The sequence below is a fragment of the Lysinibacillus sp. FSL L8-0126 genome (genome assembly GCF_038630385.1).
Classification (GTDB): Bacteria; Bacillota; Bacilli; order Bacillales_A; family Planococcaceae; genus Lysinibacillus; species Lysinibacillus fusiformis_D.
On the sequence record NZ_CP152028.1, the window covers coordinates 1,597,441 to 1,622,076 of the forward strand.

Annotated in this window: 21 protein-coding genes; 6 read left to right on the top strand and 15 right to left on the bottom strand. The window is 35.9% G+C overall.

Translation table 11 applies throughout. The features are described from left to right. Window positions 1-233: 233 nt before the first annotated feature. Entirely contained in the window at window positions 234-1,715 is a 1,482-nt protein-coding gene (locus MHI34_RS07690) for a malate:quinone oxidoreductase (protein WP_342504319.1), read from the top strand. A gap of 241 nt (window positions 1,716-1,956) precedes the next feature. Next, on the top strand, window positions 1,957-3,036 hold the full coding sequence (locus MHI34_RS07695; protein ID WP_101966862.1) for an ankyrin repeat domain-containing protein: 1,080 nt from the start codon (window positions 1,957-1,959) through the stop codon (window positions 3,034-3,036). Window positions 3,037-3,513: 477 nt separating this feature from the next. Here the strand turns inward: MHI34_RS07695 and MHI34_RS07700 are convergent, their stop codons facing one another. The 8 genes from MHI34_RS07700 to MHI34_RS07735 form a co-directional block, all read right to left on the bottom strand. Continuing rightward, window positions 3,514-3,795 (bottom strand): hypothetical protein, encoded by a 282-nt coding sequence (locus MHI34_RS07700; RefSeq protein WP_036127135.1) that lies wholly within the window; start codon window positions 3,793-3,795, stop codon window positions 3,514-3,516. Further along, complete coding sequence (locus tag MHI34_RS07705) at window positions 3,792-4,451, bottom strand: hypothetical protein (protein WP_101966863.1); 660 nt, start codon at window positions 4,449-4,451, stop codon at window positions 3,792-3,794. Before MHI34_RS07705 ends, MHI34_RS07700 begins: the two co-directional genes overlap by 4 nt. A gap of 148 nt (window positions 4,452-4,599) precedes the next feature. Continuing rightward, window positions 4,600-5,007 (bottom strand): MarR family transcriptional regulator, encoded by a 408-nt coding sequence (locus MHI34_RS07710; RefSeq protein WP_101966864.1) that lies wholly within the window; start codon window positions 5,005-5,007, stop codon window positions 4,600-4,602. An 86-nt stretch (window positions 5,008-5,093) separates the two neighbouring features. Continuing rightward, window positions 5,094-6,125 (bottom strand): alpha/beta hydrolase, encoded by a 1,032-nt coding sequence (locus tag MHI34_RS07715; protein ID WP_101966865.1) that lies wholly within the window; start codon window positions 6,123-6,125, stop codon window positions 5,094-5,096. A 12-nt stretch (window positions 6,126-6,137) separates the two neighbouring features. Then, a complete protein-coding gene (locus MHI34_RS07720; protein WP_342504320.1) occupies window positions 6,138-6,749 on the bottom strand; it encodes a hypothetical protein in 612 nt (203 codons plus the stop codon). Window positions 6,750-6,796: 47 nt separating this feature from the next. Then, window positions 6,797-7,204, bottom strand: a complete 408-nt coding sequence (locus MHI34_RS07725; RefSeq protein WP_036119491.1) for a permease prefix domain 1-containing protein — start codon at window positions 7,202-7,204, stop codon at window positions 6,797-6,799. Beyond that, complete coding sequence (locus MHI34_RS07730; RefSeq protein WP_036119488.1) at window positions 7,201-7,530, bottom strand: PadR family transcriptional regulator; 330 nt, start codon at window positions 7,528-7,530, stop codon at window positions 7,201-7,203. The genes MHI34_RS07725 and MHI34_RS07730 overlap by 4 nt, the downstream gene beginning before the upstream one ends. Before the next feature lie 184 nt (window positions 7,531-7,714). Further along, window positions 7,715-8,905 (bottom strand): M14 family metallopeptidase, encoded by a 1,191-nt coding sequence (locus tag MHI34_RS07735; protein WP_340809620.1) that lies wholly within the window; start codon window positions 8,903-8,905, stop codon window positions 7,715-7,717. Window positions 8,906-9,089: 184 nt separating this feature from the next. On the opposite strand from MHI34_RS07735, the gene MHI34_RS07740 reads away from it, so the two are divergent. Together MHI34_RS07740 and MHI34_RS07745 are read left to right on the top strand one after the other, a co-directional pair. Further along, window positions 9,090-11,828, top strand: a complete 2,739-nt coding sequence (locus MHI34_RS07740) for an ATP-binding protein (protein WP_271911926.1) — start codon at window positions 9,090-9,092, stop codon at window positions 11,826-11,828. 5 nt (window positions 11,829-11,833) lie between these two features. After that, window positions 11,834-12,688 (top strand): protein-glutamate O-methyltransferase CheR, encoded by an 855-nt coding sequence (locus tag MHI34_RS07745; RefSeq protein ID WP_058844099.1) that lies wholly within the window; start codon window positions 11,834-11,836, stop codon window positions 12,686-12,688. A 42-nt stretch (window positions 12,689-12,730) separates the two neighbouring features. On the opposite strand, the gene MHI34_RS07750 is transcribed toward MHI34_RS07745, so the two are convergent. From MHI34_RS07750 to psiE, 3 genes are all read right to left on the bottom strand, one after another. Next, window positions 12,731-13,879, bottom strand: coding sequence for a fused response regulator/phosphatase (locus MHI34_RS07750; protein ID WP_271911924.1), 1,149 nt, complete (start codon window positions 13,877-13,879; stop codon window positions 12,731-12,733). A 123-nt stretch (window positions 13,880-14,002) separates the two neighbouring features. Further along, complete coding sequence (locus MHI34_RS07755) at window positions 14,003-15,010, bottom strand: hypothetical protein (RefSeq protein WP_089933340.1); 1,008 nt, start codon at window positions 15,008-15,010, stop codon at window positions 14,003-14,005. Window positions 15,011-15,638: 628 nt separating this feature from the next. Next, window positions 15,639-16,094, bottom strand: a complete 456-nt coding sequence (psiE, locus tag MHI34_RS07760) for a phosphate-starvation-inducible protein PsiE (protein ID WP_036119468.1) — start codon at window positions 16,092-16,094, stop codon at window positions 15,639-15,641. Between the two features lie 220 nt (window positions 16,095-16,314). Here psiE and MHI34_RS07765 point away from each other — a divergent pair, with 220 nt between their 5' ends. Beyond that, window positions 16,315-16,539: a hypothetical protein gene (locus tag MHI34_RS07765; protein WP_036119465.1), complete on the top strand. Its 225-nt coding sequence runs from the start codon at window positions 16,315-16,317 to the stop codon at window positions 16,537-16,539. Window positions 16,540-16,585: 46 nt separating this feature from the next. Here the strand turns inward: MHI34_RS07765 and MHI34_RS07770 are convergent, their stop codons facing one another. Together MHI34_RS07770 and guaC are read right to left on the bottom strand one after the other, a co-directional pair. Next, entirely contained in the window at window positions 16,586-18,316 is a 1,731-nt protein-coding gene (locus MHI34_RS07770) for a cache domain-containing protein (protein WP_342504321.1), read from the bottom strand. Window positions 18,317-18,510: 194 nt separating this feature from the next. Further along, window positions 18,511-19,494, bottom strand: a complete 984-nt coding sequence (gene guaC / locus MHI34_RS07775; protein ID WP_036119459.1) for a GMP reductase — start codon at window positions 19,492-19,494, stop codon at window positions 18,511-18,513. 236 nt (window positions 19,495-19,730) lie between these two features. On the opposite strand from guaC, the gene MHI34_RS07780 reads away from it, so the two are divergent. Beyond that, window positions 19,731-20,150, top strand: a complete 420-nt coding sequence (locus MHI34_RS07780; RefSeq protein WP_036119456.1) for a VOC family protein — start codon at window positions 19,731-19,733, stop codon at window positions 20,148-20,150. A gap of 101 nt (window positions 20,151-20,251) precedes the next feature. On the opposite strand, the gene MHI34_RS07785 is transcribed toward MHI34_RS07780, so the two are convergent. Together MHI34_RS07785 and MHI34_RS07790 are read right to left on the bottom strand one after the other, a co-directional pair. Beyond that, window positions 20,252-22,201, bottom strand: a complete 1,950-nt coding sequence (locus tag MHI34_RS07785; RefSeq protein ID WP_342504322.1) for a methyl-accepting chemotaxis protein — start codon at window positions 22,199-22,201, stop codon at window positions 20,252-20,254. A 268-nt stretch (window positions 22,202-22,469) separates the two neighbouring features. After that, on the bottom strand, window positions 22,470-24,419 hold the full coding sequence (locus MHI34_RS07790) for a methyl-accepting chemotaxis protein (RefSeq protein ID WP_089933348.1): 1,950 nt from the start codon (window positions 24,417-24,419) through the stop codon (window positions 22,470-22,472). Window positions 24,420-24,636: the final 217 nt, after the last annotated feature.

Here is a 24,636-nt window from a genome sequence, read left to right on the forward strand (position 1 = left end):
AGAATAAAAAGTTGTTTTTTTGCTTGAGTTATGAATGGAAAGGCTCGAAAAAAGCTGATAACTCTCATATAAATAGTTGATATTTTATTCTTGAACTAATTGTGATAAACTGCAATAAGGTAATAATTGATACAGAAATGGTGTGCTCCAAGGTTGCTCCATGGCTTACAGTACTTCTAAAGCGGGAGTGCTAACATCCTTTCTGCAAATCTTAACATATAAGGAAGGTAAAAATGAGTAACAGACAAATTAAATCAGATGTTATCTTAATTGGTGCCGGAATCATGAGTGCAACTTTGGGAACATTGCTCAAAGAATTAGCACCAGATTGGAAAATTACAGTGTTTGAAAAGCTTGAGAAAGCAGGCGAAGAAAGTTCTCACGAATTGAACAATGCGGGAACTGGACATGCTGCATTATGTGAGCTGAACTACACTTCAGAGAAAAAAGACGGATCAATCGATATCAAAAAAGCGATTAATGTTAATGAACAGTTCCAAGTTTCAAGACAATTTTGGTCGTATCTTGTAAACAATAAGCTGATCAATAATCCACAAGACTTCATTATGCCTTTACCACATATGAGTTTAGTACAAGGGAAAGAAAATGTTGAGTTTCTAAAGAAACGTCATGAAACGATGATAAAAAATCCTTTATTTGAAGGAATGGAATTTTCTAAGGACCCTGAAACACTAAAAAAATGGATTCCACTTATTATGGAGAATCGTCCAGCGGGTGAAGACATTGCTGCAACAAAAATTGACACGGGTACGGATGTTAACTTTGGTGCTTTAACACGTATGTTAATTGACCACTTAAAATCCAAAGATGTGGATGTTAACTACAACCATAGTGTTGAAAGTTTAAAACAAGCTAGTGATGGTTCATGGGAAGTACGTGTGCATGATTTAGACGGCTGTAAAATGGAATATCATTCAGCAAAATTTGTCTTCCTTGGAGCTGGTGGAGGAAGCCTAGAATTATTACAAAAATCAGGTATTCCTGAAGGGAAACATATTGGTGGGTTCCCAATTAGCGGTCTATTCTTAGCATGTAATAATCCAGAAGTGGCTGAACAACATCATGCAAAAGTTTACGGAAAAGCAAAAGTTGGTGCTCCACCAATGTCAGTTCCGCATCTTGATACACGTTATATTGATAATAAGAAATCATTACTATTTGGACCATTCGCAGGTTTCTCACCTAAGTTTTTAAAAACGGGTTCCAATATGGATTTATTTGCTTCTGTAAAACCGCATAATATTACAACATTATTAGCGGCAGGCGTGAAAGAGATGGGATTAACAAAATATTTAATCCAACAGCTTATGCTTTCAAAAGAACAACGTATGGAAGAGTTACGTGATTTCATTCCAAATGCGAAGAGCGATGACTGGGATATTATCGTAGCTGGTCAACGTGTACAAGTTATTAAAGATACAGAAGCTGGCGGCAAAGGAACACTCCAATTTGGTACAGAAGTTGTAAGTGCTGCTGATGGATCGATTGCAGCTTTACTTGGAGCTTCACCAGGTGCGTCTACGGCTGTGCATGTTATGCTTGAAGTTCTTAATAAATGTTTCCCTCAACATATTAAAGAGTGGGAAACAAAAATTAAAGAAATGATTCCATCTTATGGTTTATCATTAGCAGAAAACCCAGAGCTTCTAAAAGAAATTAATGCAACAACAGATAAAGCTCTTTGTTTAAAATAAAGGCAATTCATATAAGCGTTTAAGACAGGCCCTCAATCTATTCAGGATTGAGGGCTCCTTTTATTTTGCAAATATCTTTTCCTGGGAAATGTCTAACCTAGTTGCTTTTTTAATAAATGAACCTTGAAAATGAATATAAATATCAGTTGTTATTGATTAAACTGTAGTCCTATTTCCTGTTGTTTTGTAAGTAGTTGTTTTCTATACTCTTTATAAATGTATGAAGGAGGCCAATCTAAAGATGATTAAGCTACAAGACATTGGAACATTTAGGGAAATACCGGAGCTTGCAATGCATATCTATGCTGGAGATTTAACTGCGTTGCAAGAAGCCAAGGATAAAGGCTGGAATATTGAAGAGGAAATCCATTTAAGTAAGCATACATCATTAAGCCCATTGGATTTAGCATTAATTGCACAGCAATTTGATGTAGTAAAACTATTAGTTGCGTATAACGTAAATTTAAATGTTAAAAAGAATCCAGCTTTTTTACGAGCTGTTCGTTATTGTAAGGAGGAAATAGTGCGTTACCTTGTTGAACAAGGCGCAAAACTAGATGGACATAATCAAGTTGGCTCTGGAGCTTATTTACAGGCATACTATGGAAATAAAAGAAATATCCCGCTCATTCATGAACTCGGACTTGATGTGAAAGAGTATGGAGGGGCAGTATTACGACAAGCTGTATCTGATTTTGATAAGAAAACAGTCAATTATTTACTTGAACAAGGAGTAGATATTAATTACCAAAAGCCTGACATGGTCTATCCCTATGGAGCAACACCATTAACAGTTGCAACACGAATGGGCAATATCACTATGGTGAAATATTTAATTGAACGAGGTGCAAGTATCACTTTAACGGAGAAAGATGGGCAACGCCCTTATACTATTGCACTAGGTATGAAAAATAAGGAGCTTGCCAATTATTTAAAAGCACTCGAACCTATAGAGCTTCATTCGATAGAGAATAAAAGGTGTGCGTTACAAAAATATAAATTACCAAAGGAATTGCTTGATTTTCTGACAGGTGATCAATTGCATCTTAAACTTGCACCAAATGATTATGACATTCACTATATCGATTTTTTTAACCTAACGGATACAATTGAGATGAAGTTTGGTCAACAAAAGCTGCTTCTTCTTTCAGCCAATGTCGACAATTATTCTGATTTACAAGTAGTTTGGAACCCGGAAGGTGAGGGACAAGTTGGATGCTATGATGTGGAGCATGAGGAATATGCAGATTTATGCAATTTCACAGAGTTCCTAGCTAAGCCTGAGTTCTATCTTATCCAATTTCTTGAAGGGGAACTTTAGTAATATTGCGTCCATGGTTACTTTCTGAATGGGGATAGGACAGGAAAGATAATTTTCACATGTATTATCATACTGTTCATTATTTATATGTGAGGGCAAAATAAACGATTTTGGAGTATCTCTTTTCATTTTTATAATGAATGTCATATTCCCAATTGTACCTAATCAAGAAAATACGATGTATGGCTTTTATATAGGTTCATCTTGTGGTTGTCAGTATCATATTTGTGATTTTGCCCATTGGTGCTGTTTTCGCTGGATTGCATCTCCTAAGTTACTACTTACAAGTTTTGCTATTTTTCTCTATTTACTATGTCTTCTATTAAAAATGTAAAAGGCATATTCCATTAAGAATACGCCTTTTTCTAAAACTAGTAACAAATATTAATTCATGACTTTTATTGTCAATCCTCGGAGTTCCAATTGTGCCTGAATACACTAGATTAACGAAAATGGAAGATTGTTTAATCATGTTATCTAAATTCGAAGCTTTGATAAACAAAATACCATAGAGCGTTTGATATAGGTGGCACAAAGGAATAGTAGTACAGCTACTAGCAGTGCTAGGGGGATGCTGAATAGAATTGGGAGGTCTACATCATACCAGATGCTCATTTTAATTTGATCTAGTCCGAATGTTCGTAACATGCCAGCGAGTATAGATAGAACAGCACTTACAAGTAAGCCAATGTAAAGAACGGATAAGACAACTAGGGCTAATGAGCAAAAAAAGGCTTGTAGCATTTTTAGGAATGTCATTCTTTTTCCCTCCGTATAATGTGGTATACCTTTGCGTTTGAAGCAATCGTATAATCATCTGTATAGTAAAGCGTCTCAATTAGACAGTTTTCTCCCACTCTAACTACTTCGCCGTCAACAATGTGTGCATCTGTATACGATAGTTGCAGTTGTTTTCCTTTGATTGTATGGCAACTTAACCTTTTCTTAAATAATGGAAGAAGTGTCACTCGATCTTTTTCTATCACTACATTGTCCGCTAGTAGCTTGCTAATTTCACTTTCCCCCGATAATTTCAACTGAAAATGATTAGCCACTATTTCTTCAGCTTTTACTACACCAATAGCGTCGAACCGTCTGCTCTGTAATTTCTCCTCAATTATGAATTTCCCAGAACTATTGATCTTGTGGACACATCCATTACGTATTTGAATGTTTCCAGCGTTTGTTAGTTCTTCGATCTCACAATAATCCTTTAATGTGCATGAGCCTGAACTGTTAAATACCTGGGCAGTAACAGAGCAATAAAAGGAGCTATGACCATGAGTGGACACCTTTTTTAAGTGTACTTCTTGATGTAAAGCTACAGCTCCTCGAATATTTAATTGCTCATACCCAGTATCCAGATGTTTAATGCGACCATTCGTTAGTGTTAGCGTACGCAGTTTTTGAAACATAAAAAATCACCTCATTTTATTTTAATTAATATATATTTTAATTATTGAAATATATATTAATTAAAATATATGCATCCCCCTTTTGTCAAGAACAAAAGGATTCCCTAAAATTTGGCCGATAAAAAAAGGATTTCAATTTGTTGAAATCCTAAAAAATATTATTCATTAATTGATTTACTTCACGTAAGATATTAGCCATGTCTGCCAGTTTATCCTGAGAAAACTTTAAGAAAATTTCTTGGACCTTCTGATCACCATTATTGGTTAAAGCCATTTTGACAACACGACGATCATTATTTTCTCTAATTCGTTGAATCAGCTCTAGCTTTTCCAGCTTATCGCACATGGAAGTTACAGCTCCAGGTGTTACACTAAAGAAGTCAGCGATTTCTGTTGCCTTCATTCCATTATTTATTTTTAGTTGCAGAAGTAAAATCAATTGGTTTTGCGACAATGCTTCCCCTTTAGTTAAAAGTTCCACAAACATTTTTGATTTTTGCTGAATGTCCAGCATTTCTTTCATAATGATTTCTACATTGTGTAGACTATCTGCCATATAATCACGTCCATTAAAATATTTAATAATTAAATTATATAGCAATTAAATAAATCTTTCCAAGCATAGAATAGCTCTTAAAAAATTTATTGTTTAAAAGTCACACGCATCCATTCAAAAAATCTATCTTTTTCTTCGAACTGTGGGTAGTGTGCAGAGTGTTCGTATGCTATAAATTCTTTTTTCTCGGCATCTATTTGGTCGAAGTATTTTTTAGCGGTATTCGATGATGTTTGATAGTCGTAGTCACCCATTACAAAATAGAAGGGGAGGTCTAGTCTATTAACTTTAGTAGGTAATGGATGTTGCATGACCTCTTTTAATAATGCTTCTTGAGATAATGATAGGCCTTTGTTGTAGCGGATCATATCCAATAAATTATATTCTGCACTGAATAGCATTCCTAACATATTGCCGTCAGGGTTATCAATGTTTCTTGTGGCTCCTCCATATTTATTTACGTAATGGCGGGGTGTAAATGTCTTACCCTTATTAATGTCTTCCGTTAACCTTTGTAAATATACAACATCTTCTGTGTTCCCTTTGAGTTGAGCCTGTAGGATGGTGTACTGTAAACTATCCATTTCACTTTCAATGGTATTACTCATTTGACCAATACCAATGTAGGCTTCATATTTTTCAGGAGCTTTAGCAGCTGCTTGTGTGGCAATATATGTACCATAGGAATGACCGATTAAGATGATTTTTTCTTTGTCTAGGCGATTAGCTATATAATCAGTCAGTGCTAATAAATCCTCCACAAGCAGGTCAGATGAAAGATTAGAATAGTCCTCGAAAAAATGATAGGATTTCCCGCTAGCCCGTTGATCGTAATGGACCACGGTAAATTCGGTTTCCAACAAATCTTGATATTTTTTGGCATAGGGGATTTCAGAACAGCCAGGTCCACCGTGGACAAAGATGATCACAGGATTATCTTTGTTTTGCCCACGTATCATAATTTCATGGTCACTGTCGTTAATTGCTACCTGCTCTAATGTACTAATGCTATTAGTTCCCTTTATAGATGATGTCCATGTTGGGAATAGAAGTGCTAGTAAAAGTAAGGAGCTCATGATAATGACAAGATATTTGACGAATTTTTTAATAGCTTTCATAGAATCCCTTCTTTACATGCGTTTCGTAAAGGTAGCTTGATACATTTTTCTTTTATACACATAAAAATACATACTTAGCGGCCACCATAGCGTAACAAAAATAGGGTAGATCGCCCATATAACCGTAGGTGAAGAAACGACGTTAACAATAATGAAAAAGCTACTAATTAGCAATGAAGCTGTCACGGAGAATGCTACAAACGTTTTCCGTTGAGCATGATATAAAGCTAGAGGCCACCACATAATTAAAAACGCGGGATAAATCGCCCAAGGATATTGAGGAGACAGCATGATATTCAGGAATGCATAATAAATAATTGTGGAAGCACAGCCGATGAGTGCTGTTTTTAAAGTTTTTGCTTTTTCACCTAAGTACATAAGAATCGGCCACCAGATAATTGGATAAATAGCATAGATAAACCATAAATGATTTGGTGCATATAAATAATTTTCAACGATAAGAAATGCGATAATCATTGCACTACAAACGATAGAGTATTGTTTATACATTTTATTAGACATAAAAAATAGCGTAATTGGCCATAGCAAGAGCAGCAGGCAAGGATATATAAACCACATTGTTTGCGGTGATGTCGTGTAATTGACGATCCCTAAAAAAATCATGGTCATCAGGCTCCCGGCTAAAGAAAAGTTAATAAAGTTCCTCATGTTCATTCACCCCATTTCTTACGTGACCATACAAAGTACATTGATAAAGGCCACCAAAGTATTGCGAAGATTGGATAGATGGCCCAAACTGTATGTGGAGTGTAATAAAGATTAATAAAGATAAAAAATGCAATGATTAAGCCACTCCCCCAGATGGAAAACTCTAAATTTAGTTTTGCCATGTTTTTCTTAGCAGGCTCCTTAACACCCAATTCCTTTTTCAAATCTTCAATATCTCCGAATTCTACAATCGCCTTATTGATGGCATCTTCTTGTTCCTTTCCTTGATCCATCAAGTAAAATACTTTTTCTTCAAGATTTTCAATGATTTCTTGTTTGACCATTTCAGTCTCGTTATTACGAGGAATATCCTTAAAAAGCTCATCAATATGGTTTTTTATTCTTTTCATTCAAAGCCCTCCATAAATAAATCGATTATTTCCTTTACTTCTGACCATTCTTTCACTAACTCATTTAAATAGGCTTTACCTAATGAGGTAATACGGTAATACTTTCTTTTGCCTCCATGTGAAACATCGCCATAATAGGCTTCAATAATTTCTTTTTTCTCGAGACGTTGAAAAACGGCATACAAAGTTGCTTCCTTGATTTGAAATCGATTGTTTGTACGGAGACTTATTTCCTGAGAAATTTCATAGCCATAACGATCTTTTTCTGAAATTAGCCGTAAAATAATCGAATCCAAATGTCCTCGGATAATATCACTGCGAACCATAAGTCACCTACTTTATTTTATTGCTCTATCTGTCAGAGTAATAGTAGCAAACATTACTCTACCTGTCAAAGTAATTTATTTTTCCTTTTTGGCAATTATGTCCAATTCCTCTTCATGAAAAAACTCCATTCACTGAAATGCCGCAAAGGACAATTTCATAGCGAATGGAGCTCAAACAATACTTTTACATATATAATGCTGCAAGAAAAATTCCGAGGGCTTCCTCATAAATTTCGTCAAACTGACTGATTGGCAAAGGATTCGTACCGCTTCCTAGCTCAACGGTAAAGCCAGGTCTACGCCAATCTTGGATGAACCAATCTTTATAGCCTGCATAGCTTCCTGCAGATTGAATGGGTTCATAGCCGCTGACTCTACTAAATTCATTCACAAGTACCTCTGATTCTGGAGGCTCAAGATTTTCAAAGCCCCAATAAATAACACGCCCCTGTGTATGAAAGGCTAGTACTCTTGAAAAATCACGTAGTTTAGTCAAGTCAGCCATCGCAATAGCTTCAGGTTCAGATAAAGGTCTGTCACCACCATAATCTCTAGGCCCTGGTGTCTTAGGGTTACGGGCACTTTCTAACTCCCATTGTGCAGGAAATTGATCATTTAAATCGACGCCATGGATGTTTGCTTTCCAGCCAGAAAAATCAGAGCTATCATTATTCCATGTAATTAGTTGATTTCTTAATGTTGTATCATTTGGGGGACCTTGTATTACTAAATCCACTCCATCAGGATTCACCATGGGTACGATAGAAAGAGAGGTTTGCTGGTAAAGAGAGAATGGAGAGATGCCACGAATGCTACTTTGGTTGGTGAGGGCGAGCAAATAGTCGTTTAAAAATGTTAGAATAATAGGTGTAGTAATCCATTCATTTGCATGGAAGGAGCCGTTATAGTGAACACGTTTAGCTCCATTGCCAATCAACAACTCAGGTAGACCTTTCCCTAAAACGGAACTGCCAATAGTTGAATTGTGAAGAAAAGGATAAGCATCAATTAGTTTATTAAGATCATTCATCATACGGGTATACGTATAATTTTGCTTACCATCAACTAAACGCCACGTAATACGTTGTGGTATATGAATCATCTGACCAATTTGTAAGCGATTTGGATTGAGACCTGGATTAACGAGTAATAGAGCGACTAGGGGGAGGTTTTGACTCTGTGCAATTTGCCAAAAAGAGTCCCCTTGTTTCAATTGATAGTCGATGGTCACAAAACCAGGAATACGAATGCGTTGTCCAACTCTTAAAAATTGGGGATTTATATTTTCATTGGAATCTAAAATTAGTTGAAGTGGTATTTTAAACACTTCACTGAAATGCCAAAGTGAATCTCCTGGTCTTACGATTATGTCCACATGTATTCTCTCCTTAATTTAGAAATGGCTCAATATAAAATGTATATGAAAAATGCATAGACTTATTAATACGAAACAGCAAAATTTCTTTGTTGCTCATGTCAAAAGAAGAGATAATCAGTTATTTTTACATGTATACTAGTAATAAAATAGAGTGAAAGAAAGGTAAAGGTAGGAAAACCAAATGTTAAATAGATTGAAATTGGGTATACGCTCTAAGATTACATTAGGTTATATCGTAATCATTCTTTGCTTACTTGCAGCCGTTGTCATATTAAATAATCAAATTAATTCTTTGCAAAAGGAAAGAAATTATATTATTAAGTACGATTCCAATGTTCAAACACTAACCAATGAAATTGAAAAATATATATTGGATATGGAATCGAGTCAGCGAGCTTTCATTATTACAGGCAAGCAAAGCTATCTTGAGCCTTATAATAAGGCAGCTGATAATTGGAAAATAGATTTTAATGATCTCTATCAGCGAATGACAGATAAACCATCACAGCAGGAAAAACTAAAAGAGATAGAGGAAACGATTGAACATTGGATTGCCACTTCGGGAGAGCCAACGATTCAATATAAAAAAGATAATAATATAGAAGCGTTAAATGAGTTTTTTAAAGTAGATACTGGGCGCCAAGATTTGGAGAAAATGCGTAAGTTATTTGATTCGTTCCGTTCAACTGAAAATGTTTATACACAGGCGAAGGCAAGTCAATTAGATAAACAAAATAATAAATTAACTAGTGGTTTATTTGGGATTTTAATTTTAGTTTCTATTATAGCAATTGTCATAGCTAGTGGCATTTCACGTTCTATTGTAAAAACGATAACAGAAGTTACACAAACCATACAAGAAATCGCAGCTACAAAAGGTGATTTTACAAGAAGAATCTATGTGAATACCAATGATGAAGTGAATGATCTTGCTAATGCAACGAATATACTGCTAGAGTCAGTCGAAAAGAGAGAATGGCTACAAAGCAATATTGCGGAAATTGTGACAAAATATCAAGGAGTTTCAGCCATCACAAAATTGGCTGAGACCTTCCTGTCAGAAATCGCGCAGAAAACAGAGGCATCCCTTGGTGCATTTTATGTTCGTGAAGTAACAGAGGACCAAGTACAATTTGTGAAAAAGGCTGCATTTGCTGACGGAGATGATCGCGTCGGTATGGAAAGCTTTAAAATAGGACAAGGATTAATTGGGCAATGTGCATTAGAAAAACGAATGTTATTTTACGATAATATTCCAAAAGACTATCGTTTAATCAGAACAGGATTAGGCGAGGTAAGACCGCATAATATTTTATTGATTCCTGTCATTTTTGAAAATGAAGTGATAGCAGTTGCAGAAATAGCGACAATGACTAAATTTAGTAAGCTACAGCAAGAATTAGTAAAGCAGGTCACAGAAACTTTTGGGCTAACAGTGAATAGTGTTTTAGGACGCATGGAAATTGTTCGTCTATTGAATGAATCTAGAGCAATGACTGAGGAGTTACAAGTTCAATCAGAAGAGCTGCAGACACAATCAGAAGAATTACAAATGCAGACCGAAGAGCTGACAATGATTAATGAGCAGCTTGAAGAACGTACAAAAGAGGCAGAGTCTAAATCAAGAGAGCTAGAAAAGGCGAAAAAGGAATTAGAAGAAAGTGCCGAGCAGCTTATCTTGAATTCAAACTACAAATCCGAGTTTTTAGCAAACATGTCACACGAATTAAGAACACCCTTAAACAGCATATTAATTTTATCGGAGATGCTAGCAGAAAATAGTCAACAAAATCTAACAGACGAGGAAATAGAGTATGCTCAAGTCATTCATTCTTCTGGAGAGGACTTACTTGCTTTAATTAATGATATTTTAGATTTATCAAAAGTCGAGGCAGGAAAGCTTGATATTATTTTTAATGAAGTGAACATGAGCGAAGTACCTGTACAAATTGAACATACCTTTGCACCTGTTGCGATGAAGAAGAATTTAGCATTCCATATTTCAAAGGCAGATCATGTTGTAGATGTATTCTATACAGATGAAAAGAGATTCCATCAAATCATAAAGAATTTATTATCCAATGCCTTTAAATTTACGGAACATGGTTCGGTAAATTTAGCTATTCATCAGCTTACACCACAGCAGTTAACAAATAATATGCAGGATATAAGTACAGATTGGCTTGAAATTACTGTATCGGATACGGGGATAGGTATTCCAAAAGACAAGCATCAGCTTATTTTTGAATCATTCCAGCAAGCCGATGGCGCTACGGTTCGAAAATATGGTGGGACTGGACTTGGTCTTTCTATTTGTAAGGAGTTTGCTAAATTGCTTGGTGGCTGGATTACGCTGCAAAGTGCTGAAGGACAGGGGAGTAGCTTTACGTTAACGATTCCAAGCTTACCAAATGGAATCGAAGAGGAGCATTGTCAAAAGCTTGCCATGAACGAAGTGGCCGTTACATTGGTAGAGGAGCCAATTGCAGAGCAGTCAAAGGAAATAGAGGGAGCCCTTCAACAAGAGGTAGAGGTTTTCCAAGGGAAAAATATTTTAATAGTAGATGATGATAACCGTAATATTTATGCATTAAAAACGGCATTAGAAAAAAGAGGTATGAGCATTCTAGTTGCTAAAGATGGGCTTGAATGCTTAGAGGTAATGCATGCGCATCCTGACATCGACCTCGTTCTGATGGATATAATGATGCCGAATATGGATGGCTATGAAGCGATGACTATTATTCGACAACAAATGAAACGAATAGACTTACCGATCATTGCATTGACGGCAAAGGCTATGAAAAATGACCGTGATAAATCATTGCAGGCTGGCGCATCTGATTATATTAGCAAGCCATTAAATTTAGATCAATTACTATCGGTCTTAAGAGTCTGGCTCGTTTCTAAAGGGAGTTAATGAACATGGAGCAATTTCAGCCTTTGGAGCAAAAAATACAATTAAATAAACAAACAAATTTAGAAATTGATTTATTACTAGAGGCTATTTATCGTTTATCAGGCTATGATTTTCGTCAATACAATCGTTCATCCATTTCACGTAGAATTTATAATAGGATGGGGATCAATAACATTCCAACGATTTCCCGGGTACTAGAAAAGGTCATTCATGATCAAGAATTTTTAGAGCAGATGTTGAATGATTTTTCGATAAATGTAACCGAGATGTTTCGTAATCCTAGCTTTTTTAAAGCTTTTCGTGAAAAAGTAATCCCCATTTTAAGAGAGTATCCAGAAATACGTATTTGGCATGCTGGGTGTGCGACAGGTGAGGAAGTATATTCTATGGCTATTTTACTTCAGGAAGAGGGGCTTATAGAGAGGTCTATTATTTATGCAACAGATATGAATGAGCAAGTATTAGAAAAAGCGAAGAAAGGGGCTTTCCCTATTCATAAAATGCAGGCATATACGAAAAACTATATGCTTGCTGGAGGAGCCCATGCGTTTTCAGAATACTATCAAACAGATTATCAATATGCTTACTTCCATCCAACACTATTGAAAAATATTATTTTTGCTCAGCATAATTTAGTAACGGATCATTCCTTTAATGAGTTTCATGTTGTCTTGTGCAGAAATGTCCTGATTTATTTTTCACCTAAGCTACAGAGCCAGGTACACCACTTGTTTTATGAGAGTCTAAGTGACAAGGGATTTTTATGCTTAGGGGATAAAGAAACATTGCGGTTTGAAGAGATTATTTCAAAATATCGAGAAATCGTAGGCTACGAAAGAATTTATCAAAAAATGTATTAATGAGTAAGAGGCTATCTTCATGTGATAGCCTCTGCTTTTTATTTATATGGAAGTAGTGCTAGCTTGAATCATTAATACACACATATCATCAGGCTGGTTTTCTTGTTTATCTTTAGGTAATAGGTTGTCAATGAGGCATTGTGAATAATCCCACTTAGTGGATGTTAGCGTTTGCAAATGCTTTTCTGATTCGATTTCACAGGGGCCCATTGCCTCTAAAACACCATCTGTAAATAACACAATTTGAATATCTTGTTCATATTGAATACATTGCTTTTGAACTTTCATTTCATCGAAAAAGCCGACCGCACAGCTACCTTGATTTAATGGAATACATGTTTTTTCATCTATTAGTGCGTATCCAGGAGGGTGACCAGCGTTTATGTATTCGACTGTTTTTTGCTCTGTATCAATGATGAAATAAATCGCTGTAAAATAATAAAGATTATTATCTTTTCCATCTTGTAAAAGAGTCATATAACGATTCAGTTCTTTGATGACAAGCTCTGGGTCGTTTAGTTGTTTAACGGCCTCTCTTAAAACAGAGGAGATAAACATACAAACAAGCGCTGCAGATATACCGTGACCCATCATATCCAATAAAATGATAGCATAGCGATGATCGTCTATTTTGTACCAATAATACATATCGCCTGCTAAATTAGAGGATGGTAGATAAGAAACTTCTATCCGGATATCCTTCTCGTTTAATGGTGGACTGAGCAGGCTTCGTTGTACATGAGTGGCTAGATCTAGTTCATATTGAATTTTCTTGTCATGCTGGGTGTGCCAGTCTAATTCAGCTTTTAAGCGTAAGGCAACACGCATTCTTGCAAGCAGCTCCGTTTTATTAATTGGTTTTGTAATATAATCTACGCCACCAATGTCTAGTGCTTCTGCTAGTTTGTTTTTATCTTCCAGTGCTGTGACAAATATGATTTGAATATCTTTCAATCTTTCATTTTGCTTAATGCGTTTGCAGGCCTCAATACCATCTACTTCCGGCATCATAATGTCTAACAATATTAAATCTACAGAATTTCCTGTTGGATTTGGTGCATCTAATTGTAAATAATCAAATAGCTCATAAGCAGATGAAAGAGAAACACAGTTATCATAACCTGCATTTTTTAGTATTTTTTCAATGACAAATAGATTGACTTGATTGTCATCTACTAGAAGAATGGTCATAGTTAATTCCCCTTACTCTGATTGAATTGTGCAGATTATTCATGTATATAAAATACTTTCAACTTTATCATTATACAAAACATCAGAGAATAAAGGTATTTTAGCGATTTGAAGAGGGGGATTTTATACTTTCGCTTTTTTAAATCCTTGATAAATATCAAATGCATTTGCTAAAACAGCAATAATTATACTGACGAGTAAGATTTTATCTATAGTATAGGCAACCTTAGCGGATGTTGTTTCTAGGATAGCAGCCATGTAGGGAATCGAGGCACTATGAATAAAATCTTGGTGTATCGCCATTAAAATAAAGACGATCGTTCCTACACTTTGAAGTAGTGCATTCGTGATGGCGATGAGCATTGTCCACTGACCAGCACGCCATTTTATAAAGGTTAATGCGAGACTAAGAACAATACATAATAAGACGATAGGAGCAAATGATTGTAAAACATTTTGATTAAAGATTGGCATAACAAATTTCAAGCTACCATTGTCATTCGTTGTATAAATCCCTAAAAGACGATAAGCATTCCAATAGACAAAAGAAAATATTAGAATTCCAGCTAGGCTAAAAATCGTATCACTTAAAGTAATGACTTTAACTTTGGGAATGGGTTTCATTTTAACTAAATCATCAGGAGACCATTGCTTGGCGTTTTTCAAAAAGGGTAAATGAATCTTTTCAGAACCAGAGCGCTCGATGATGATGAAAACAACGGTAATCCAAAACAATACGTGAAATATTACAGCAATAATCGCCACAATAATCATGGCAAATGCCGAAATAATGGTTGAAAGAAGCGCTTCTTCACCTGAATAGAGCACAATTTTTTGGATTACATGAATAATAACCGTAATGAAAATAGCCCAAGGCATAACTAGCTTGATTGTTCTTGTATATTGATCAAAAATCTCTGGGCCAATTAAAAAACGAGGTGTATCCTGAAAGCTTGCCGCAACTTCGGTAGGACTTCCAAGTTTTTGGAGTACATCCTTAACATCGGATTCAGAATAGGACTCAGGCAGCATATCCTCAATCGTAGCTTTTAGTTCAAGCTTTATGTCTTCACGCTTATTCTTATGTAGCCTTTTAGACACTTCGTGAATATACGAATCAATTAAAGACATTTATTTTCCTCCTTTAATCATTTTCATTGTTCATTATTTCGGTGTATAGGTTATTTGTGGGATATAAAAATTAATATGAAAAATGCACAAACAACATGCAACACTTTGAAAATGGAGGGGATATGATGAGAGTAATAGAGAAGTTATTAAAAGAACAAGATGTTTTAGACTTTCTGAATATCGTTGTAAAAGACTATCCAGGAAGAATGGGACAAAAGAGCAGCTGAAAAATCGCTTGATAATTTTTTTCAGTATTATGGACTTTGGGAAAATGACAAACTCATTGGTGGTATGCAACTACATGACTTTCAATTGAACCTGTTTTCTAGTAATTGGTGGGGTAGGGCTTGTTGCAGTTGTTTTATTACATAAAAAGAGAAGGTTGCTAAAGAACTCATCTAACATCTCTTTCAAATTTTTTTAGCAAAAAACATTCATTTTGTTGTTTTGTTTCCGTTTATTTTTATAAGAAAATGGGTTTTGGCTCTGGATCGAGCTTTCTTCGCTGGTGATGGGTGTAGTAACGATCCAAGAGCTATATTTATAAGACTTATTGCAGTTTTTCTATGTGTTTGAAAAGCCTACATGTATTTCGACATTTTAGAATAGGAATAGCTCTTACTACTGGTCAGTGCTCCTTTTTTATAAAAATAGAAGATCGCGTTGGTCTTTCAAGTGGTGTGATATTAATAATAAAATAGCTTATGATTAATATCAGGATAATCAATGAATAAATTAAAGTGTTTAGAGGGTGATCATGCTCCACAATAATTAAACGAATCATCGCTGTGATACCTATATATATAAAGTAGCGCAGTGGAAAATGATAATCCTCTTTAAAATATTTAATAATCATTGTGATGAACTCAAAATATAAGAAGAAAATAAGAATATTGGCAAGGAATAATTTATAATCGCCACCTTCCTTGGCGAAGATTAATATTTTAAGAAATTCGATTAGCTCCTTAAAAAGCAAAAATGATAGGATAAGAGCTAGTAGCACAAGGCAAACGTTGAGAAATAGCTGTAGAGATTTCGGCACAGCTTTAATGAGCTGCGAATAAGTAAAATTTTTTTGATTCATACATTTCCTCCAATCGAGTGTTAGTATTAGGTTTGTTAAATACATCATCATATGGCTGAGCAGTGGCTTATTATGATATAAATATAACAATTTGCCGTAAATCTTGTCTTTATTTTTTGTAAAGTTTTGGTATGTTTTCATGAAAGAAAGTTTTCAAAATAATTTAGTGGTATGCTAAAATAGATGTGCATGAATATAAAATATAAAAGGGGTTTTTAAAATGGCAAAAGCTGCAAAAACTGATGCGAAAATTACACCAGAACGTTTAGAAGAAGCGTTAAACGTTCGTGATCGTCTTATTATCGAGCTACTGGTACAAGTACTTGATGAAAAATTAGTAATTGAGCGCCCTGTATTACGTGAACGTCTAGGAAACCTTGTAGAACTTGCTGATCATGATGCAGAGCTTAAGGAAACAATCCACGCAGTAATTAACAAACTATAATGTTAAGAAGAATGCTACGCCTAAACCGTAGCATTCTTTTTTCTTGTCATGTAAAGCGTTCTACTAAGTCGTACATGCGCTCTGCCTCTGTATGAAGTTCCATAGAGGAGTGCATAATCGAGTTCACTGCTGACTTTTGTTCGTCTATGGAAGCATTAATTTGTTCCGTAGCTGCGGCAGATTGAGTAGCTACACTGGCTATTTCTTTGATAGCATTCATCACCACTATGCGATTTTCCGCCATGTCGTTCATTCCCTCATCTAGTGAAACGAGATGCTTTGTAATATCCTGAATGGAGTCTGCTAGGAATGTAAAAGCTCCTTTTACTTCAGTAATCGATATGGCTTGATTTTGTGAAAGTTGGAGCGTGTGTATCATCTTTGCATCAGAGTTTGCAGTACCCACCTCAATACGCTGTAATAGATTTCTGACACGCGTAGTAGCTTCGTTTGTATCCTCCGATAAATGCCGGACTTCCTCTGCCACAATGGCAAAACCTTTACCGTGTTCACCAGCACGCGCTGCCTCTATGCTAGCATTGAGTGCCAAGAGGTTTGTTTGTTCAGATATAGATGTAATTGTTTGTACCACTTGATGAATCTCTTTCATTTGATTCGTCAAACTGGAGAAATTAGTTCTTAACTCCTCAATCACCTGTGTGAATTCACTTGAATTTTGCAGTAAAACTTCTACTTTTTGTCTACCATTTTCTTGTGATGAATTGATGATATTCATATTTTCAGTGATCTCACTATATTTATTTGTAGCAAGTGAAATAAGTGAAGATAATGTTTCAACCTTACTAATGGCCATCTCAGCTTCTTCTGCTTGCACAACAGCCCCTTTAGAGATGTCATTGATTGCCTGATGAATTTCGTCAGCAGAAGCGGTTGTTTCCTCTGTAATAGCACTAAGCATCTCTGAAGAAACTCTCATCTGAGAGGCGCTATCCTTCGTATTGTTGACCATTTCATATAAGCTATGTTTCATATTATTCACGTTATTAGCCAGTATACCTAGTTCATCTTTTGTGGTAACAGGTATGTCATCGCCAGTTAGCTTACCTTTAGCAATATCTGAAGTAATCACCATGATTTTGCGTATATAGGTAGTCATTCGTCCAGAGAAGAACCAGAAGAGTGCCACACCAATAATCGTTGCAAGGATTGTCATACCAAGTGTGTAATAGAAAACATTTTTAGTGCCTGCATTGAAGTCCATTTCGTATGTACCAGCTGCAATAATCCACCCCCAATGTTCGTCCATTTCTACATAAGTAATTTTAGGAGCAACGATTTCAGGGGTGGAGGGTAGTGCCCAATCATAACGGACATATCCTCCACCAGCCTTAGCTGCTTCAATCATTTCGCGTACAAAATAGCGTCCATCCTCTGTTTGTAAATCAGCAATATTTTGCCCTTCAAGAGATGGATGCGTTTCGACTATGCCGCTATCTTGAAAGGCATAGAAATAAAAATTATCCCCATATTTAACAGGATTATCGATGGATCGTTTATTGTCTTCAACTCTTTTACCAACAATTTGTGTTCTTGCACTTTCCTGAGCTTCCTCTAACGTTATATTTCCCTTTTGAACTTGAGCATCTAATTGTGCAATTAATTCAAGAATACCTAGTGTGCCATTTTTAAGACTTTGTCGACCTACTTGATCTAGTTCACCTTTCACTACGATGTAATTGACGGTTCCAACTAGTACTGTTGATATTAGAATAACTATAATGGCAAGACTAACAAGTTTATTACGTACTGATTTCATGAAACAAAACCTCCGTTCCTCCAATATAGTTATATTATAATATATAGTTTTCTAATAAAATAGAAAATTCTGATAATAAATGTCATATTTTAATATACTATGTATTCATGATGCTTATAGAACAATTGATGGGGAAGGTCTCATAAGAGAACCCCAATAAAGAACAAGTAGTTCTTTATCGGGGTTACTATGGATTAGTATACTTTATCTCCATTGAAGATAGAATTTTTTACGATAACATAATCAACATTTCGAATAGCCTCTAGTTTTGTGCCACCAGCATAAGAAATAGATGATTGTAAGTCTTGCTGCATCTCGATTAATGTATCTTTGATGCTACCTTTATGCTCAACATACATTTTCTTTCCTTCGACATTTTTGCGTTCACCTTTTTGGAATTCAGAGGCAGAGCCGAAGTATTCCTTCACCGTTTTACCATCAACCTCAATTGTTTCACCTGGTGATTCTTCATGACCAGCAAATAAAGAACCAATCATCACCATTGAAGCGCCGAAACGTACAGATTTAGCGATATCGCCATGTGTACGAATACCACCGTCAGCAATAATTGGCTTTGTAGCAGCCTTTGCACACCAACGTAGTGCAGCTAGCTGCCAGCCTCCTGTACCAAAGCCTGTTTTGATTTTAGTAATACAAACTTTACCTGGTCCAATACCTACTTTCGTAGCATCTGCGCCAGCATTTTCTAGTTCACGTACGGCTTCAGGTGTTCCAACGTTTCCAGCAATGACAAAGCTGTTTGGTAAGTGCTTTTTAATATGCTGAATCATACGAATAACAGCATTTGAATGACCATGTGCAATATCAATTGTAATAAATTCAGGTACTAAATTAGCAGCTGCTAATTCTTCAATAAACGCATATTCATCTTCTTTTACACCAACACTGATCGAGGCAATTAAGCCCTTTCCTTGCATTTCTTGAATGAAGTTTATACGAGTTTCTGGTTGGAAACGGTGCATAATATAAAAGTAACCGTTTTCAGCAAGTTTCTTAGCAAGATTTTCGTCAATAATTGTTTGCATATTTGCAGGTACTACAGGAAGCTTAAAAGTATGCCCACCTAAAGTAACCGAAGTATCACACTCTGAACGACTTTCTACAATACATTTTGCGGGAATTAGTTGAATATCCTCATAGTCAAATACGTTATCCATTATATACACTCCTAAAATACGAATATTTTTAAAGATTTATTTTAAATTGTTCGCCATTTGGTAATTTACATGATTTTTGAGTAAATGTCAAAGCTTTTACGAAAATAAATGAAAAATTTAAAAATAAGGGGGAATAAATTTATTTGTAGATGAATGATTCCATTTATAATTTGTGCTATGTTTTGTAATCCATGTACAATAGAATTGTTTCAAAAAATGACAAGGGAGTGTTGGAAATGGCAGTAGAAGTGTATTTGATCTTTAATGGAAATTGTCGAGAGGCTGTTGCGTTTTACGAAAATGCTTTTAATACGGACAAGGCTGAAATTATGACGTTTGGAGATTCACCTCAAAATCCTGATTACCCACTACCAGAGGAAGCGAAAGATCTTGTGATGCATACAAGACTTTCTGTATTTGGTAGTAGAATTATGTTCTCAGATACATTTCCAGGCTCACCGTTCTCCGTTGGGAATAATGTTACATTAGCGGTTGTTTCCGATGACGAAGAGCAAATGCGAGCAGCATTTGATAAGCTGAAAGACGGCGGAAAAGTAACGATGGAGTTACAAGAAACATTTTGGAGTAAATGTTACGGTTCGCTGACAGATAAATTCGGTATTGAATGGCAATTTAGCCATGAGGCAAATGAATAAATAGCTAATTAAAAGCACGCTGATCTTGGAAAGTCCAAAGATCATCGTGCTTTATTTTAATTCATCCATGTCTTTTGTCGAAAGCCAAGCGTTATGGATAATTAGTAATTAAATCGGTCTACATAGCCTTGTAATTCGTCCGCCATATCAAGTAAAGTTTTAGCCGAAGAAGCGATTTCCTGCATGGAGGACAATGTTTGTTCCGTTGAAGCGGCAACTTCTTCAGAAGCTGCTGCATTTAGTTTTGCATGGTCTGATAGCTCAATTGCTGTTGCGGATACTTCTTCTACAACGGCAGACATTTCTTGTGCCGAAGCTGATATATCTTCCATTTTCGGTGCAATCTCTCGAAGACTTTCAACGATACTTGTAAATTTCTTTTTCGTATCCTCAGATTGCTGTAACCCTTCTTGGACATCTGATGAAGCTTTCATCATCGTTTGCACAGATTTAGCCGTGTCCTGTTGTATGCCTGTAATAAGCGTAGAAATTTGTTCTGCTGATTGATGGGATTGTTCCGCTAATTTACGTACTTCATCTGCTACAACCGCAAAGCCTTTGCCTTGTTCACCAGCTCGGGCTGCTTCAATAGCGGCATTCAGAGCAAGAAGGTTCGTTTGGTCAGAAATGGCACTAATAATTTCTATAATGGAACCAATTTCTTTTGTTCGATCAAACAGTGATTTAATCATTGTGTCGGACTGTGTCACAGATTCATGGATGGAAACCATTTGATTCACAGTTTGTTCAACAGATTGTCCGCCTTCCTCTGCTAATTGGATAGCCTGACTGGACAGGTCTGAAACTTGTAGGGCACTATCTGCCACTTCTACAACACCTTTAGCAATTTCCTCAATGGAAACAGCATTTTGATCGATTCCAGTTGTTTGTTTTTCGGTGCTGATAGCTACCTGCTGCATAGCCTCTGTTACCTGTTCAGATGCAGCTATGTTTTGTTCAGCATTAGCTGAAAGTCCTTGGGCAGAGGTTTGAACATGCAGAGAGCTTTGGTCAACATTGCGTATCAGTTTTTTTAAGCTAACTTTCATCGAGACAAATGCCTCACCAAGCTGTCCAATTTCATCCTTTGTATGAATATCAATAAACTCCGTTAAATCGCCCTCACTAATTTTTAATGCACTTTGTTGAAGTCGTTTAATAGGGTTCACAATAGATTTAATCATAGAGAGCATAAAAATAACTCCTACAATAATAGAAATACCAATGATGAGCAATGTGAGAGTAAATGAAGCAGTAGCTGCCTCTGTAGCCTCTGCGATGAACATTGTACCAACTATTTTCCACCCTGTAAGTTCATTGGTTTCAAAACGTAACTGGCGATCATCTTCCGTAATCATACCTTCCTGTTGTTCGTAAACTTTTGCCATATATTCTTCTGTTGCTTGTGAGCCGCTTTCTTTATCTTTTTGCGCAATATATAGCTGATTACGATCTAGTAAGGATGCAAACCCAGTTTCTCCTATACGTGTTTCGTCTGTCAGTGCACTAAGAACCGAGATATTTACATCTAAGGCCATCACACCAGAACTATCTGGAAGAGCTTGCATGACAGTCACTACTACATTATTTGTTGATTTTGAGATATATGGTGAAGTAATGGATACTTGCCCTTTGTTCTCAATTGCTTCTACGTACCAAGGTCGTTTACGTGGATCATAATCACTTGCATAATCATGGACGGGTTCATCAATTATTTGACCATCTGCTGTTCCAATATATAACAGCTCTACCTCAGGATGAGTATTAATATATTCTTGAAAAAGTTTTTTTAATTCAATTTTTTTATCATCTTGTAAATAAGATTGATTTATTTTTTTGGAAAAATATCCAATGTCATGAACTTTTGGCGCAATTGTATTTGTAATATTGCTGTTAAGCATACGCACACTTTCCTTAGCGCTTGCTTGTTGCTCTTCTAAAATCTGATTTTTAGTACTTTTAAAGGAGGTATACCCGATTAAAAGTGCGGGAATGAGGAGTATCATTAAAAATGCAAAAATGAGTTTCTTTCTTAAGCTAATCTGTTTCATATAGTATTCCTCCTTAAAATGACATTAGTTAATTGTCATAATTTGATAACTGGTTCAATAGACAAGTCATTCCAATGTTTAATCTGATTCTAAGAGGAAAATGAATAATAATCAACATAATTTTCTGAAAAATCTGGAAAATAAAGTTACACTATAGTACTTTTTGTAGAAAAATATTTTATTTTGTAATTTCCCCTGTTTTTATATGTCAAATTAGTACAGAAAAAATCTGAGCTCCATAATAGAACTCAGATTCTGAAAGGATAATTTAATATTCAAAACGATTTACGTAACCTTGCAATTCATCCGCCATATCAAGTAACGTTTTGGCAGAGGATGCCATGTCCTGCATAGAGGATAAAGTTTGCTCAGTAGAAGCAGCAACTTCTTCTGTAGCTGCAGCATTTAATTTGGCGTGATCTGATAATTCAATAGCTGTAGCGGAGACTTCTTCCACGACTGCAGACATTTCTTGTGCAGAGGCAGAGATATCCTCCATCTTTGGCGCAATGTTTCGTAGACTTTCAATAATGCTGGCGAATTTCTTACTTGCTGATTCTGTCAATTGTAAGCCATCCTGAACATCTGCTGAAGCCTTGACCATAGTCTGCACAGATTTAGCTGTATCCTGCTGAATACTCGTAATGAGCGCAGCAATTTGCTCTGCTGATTGGTGAGATTGCTCTGCTAATTTTCGTACTTCATCGGCTACTACGGCAAAGCCTTTGCCATGTTCTCCAGCTCTTGCTGCCTCGATAGCAGCATTGAGGGCTAGTAAATTTGTTTGGTCTGAAATGGCACTAATCATCTCTAAAATGGAACCGATTTCTTTCGTGCGATCATATAGAGTTTTAATCATTGTATCTGATTGTGTAACAGATTCATGAATAGAGTTCATTTGTTGTACAGTTTGCTCGACTGCTTGTCCACCTTCATCTGCCAGTTGGATAGCATGGCTAGAAAGGTCTGATACCTGCATAGAGCTGTCTGCGACCTCAACAACCCCTTTAGCAATTTCCTCAATGGAGATAGCATTTTGGTCAATACCTGTTGTTTGCTTTTCCGTGCTGACTGCCATTTGTTGCATAGCATCCGCAACCTGTTCAGAGGCAGCAATATTTTGTTCTGCATTGGCAGATAAATCTTGAGCAGACTTTTGAACATGCTGGGAGCTTTGGTCCACGTTGCGAATTAGTTTTTTCAAGCTAACCTTCATGGAGATAAAAGCTTCCCCAAGTTGTCCAATTTCATCTTTAGAATGAATTTCAATAAACTCTGTTAAATTACCTTCACTAATTTTCAACGCGCTTTGCTTAAGTCGATTAATTGGATTAACTACAGACTTAATCATGAAGAGCATAAACATAATACCAACTAGAATGGACACAACAATAATGATCAAGTTGATATTTAAAGTGGAGGCAGCAGCCTTTGCAGCTTCTGCAGTAAACATTGTGCCTATTATCTTCCAGCCAGTAAGTTCATTTGTAGCAAACTGTAAATGACGGTCTCTTTCAATAATTGTGCCGCTTTCTTGCTCATAAATTTTAGTGATATAGTTTTCTGTTGCCTCAGTACCACTTTCTTTTTCAGGCTGTGCGATATAGAGCTTATTGCTATCTAGAAGAGAGGCAAAACCAGTCTCTCCAATGCGGATATTATTCGTAATATCACTTAATGTAGAAATGTTAAGATCTAATCCTATAACTCCAGAACCATCTGGTAATGCCTGCGTAATTGTAATGACAATGTCACCCGTTGATTGTGTAACATAAGGGGCAGTGATGGAGACCTCTCCATTATTATCTAAAGCTTGCTTATACCAAGGTCTTGTACGAGGATCGAAGCCATCAGGATAGTCTTGAGCAGGCTCGTCAAGTAGTTTGCCATCGGCAGTACCAATATAAATCAGCTCTACTTCAGGGTGCATATTAATGTATTCGCTTAGTAATGATTGAAGTTTCGGAATGTTATGATCTTGAAAGTAGGTTTTACTAAATTTTTTTGAAAAATATTGCACATCTTTTAGTTTGGGTTCAATGGTATTCGTAATATTAGTATTAAGAATACGTACACTTTCAGTTGCACTTGCATGTTGTTCTTCGGAAATTTGCTTTTCTGCACTTTGGTAGGAAACAATTCCAATCAACAGGGTTGGGATGAGAAGCATTGCTAAAAACGAAAAAATAAGCTTTTTTCTTAAACTTAGTTGTTTCACTTGTATTATCCTCACATAATTTTTTTAGTCTAAACTTTTCCCTAGAAGGTAAATAATTCTCATTCTATCAGAAATAAAATAAAAGTTAAGTACTTTGGAATAATAATTTACAAGTTATATATATTATGGTCAATTATTCGAAATTTCGCTAAATTGAAATCGTTAGAAGCTATATAAAGCTACAGTTTGATATATACTAATGCTCAAAAGAGGAGGG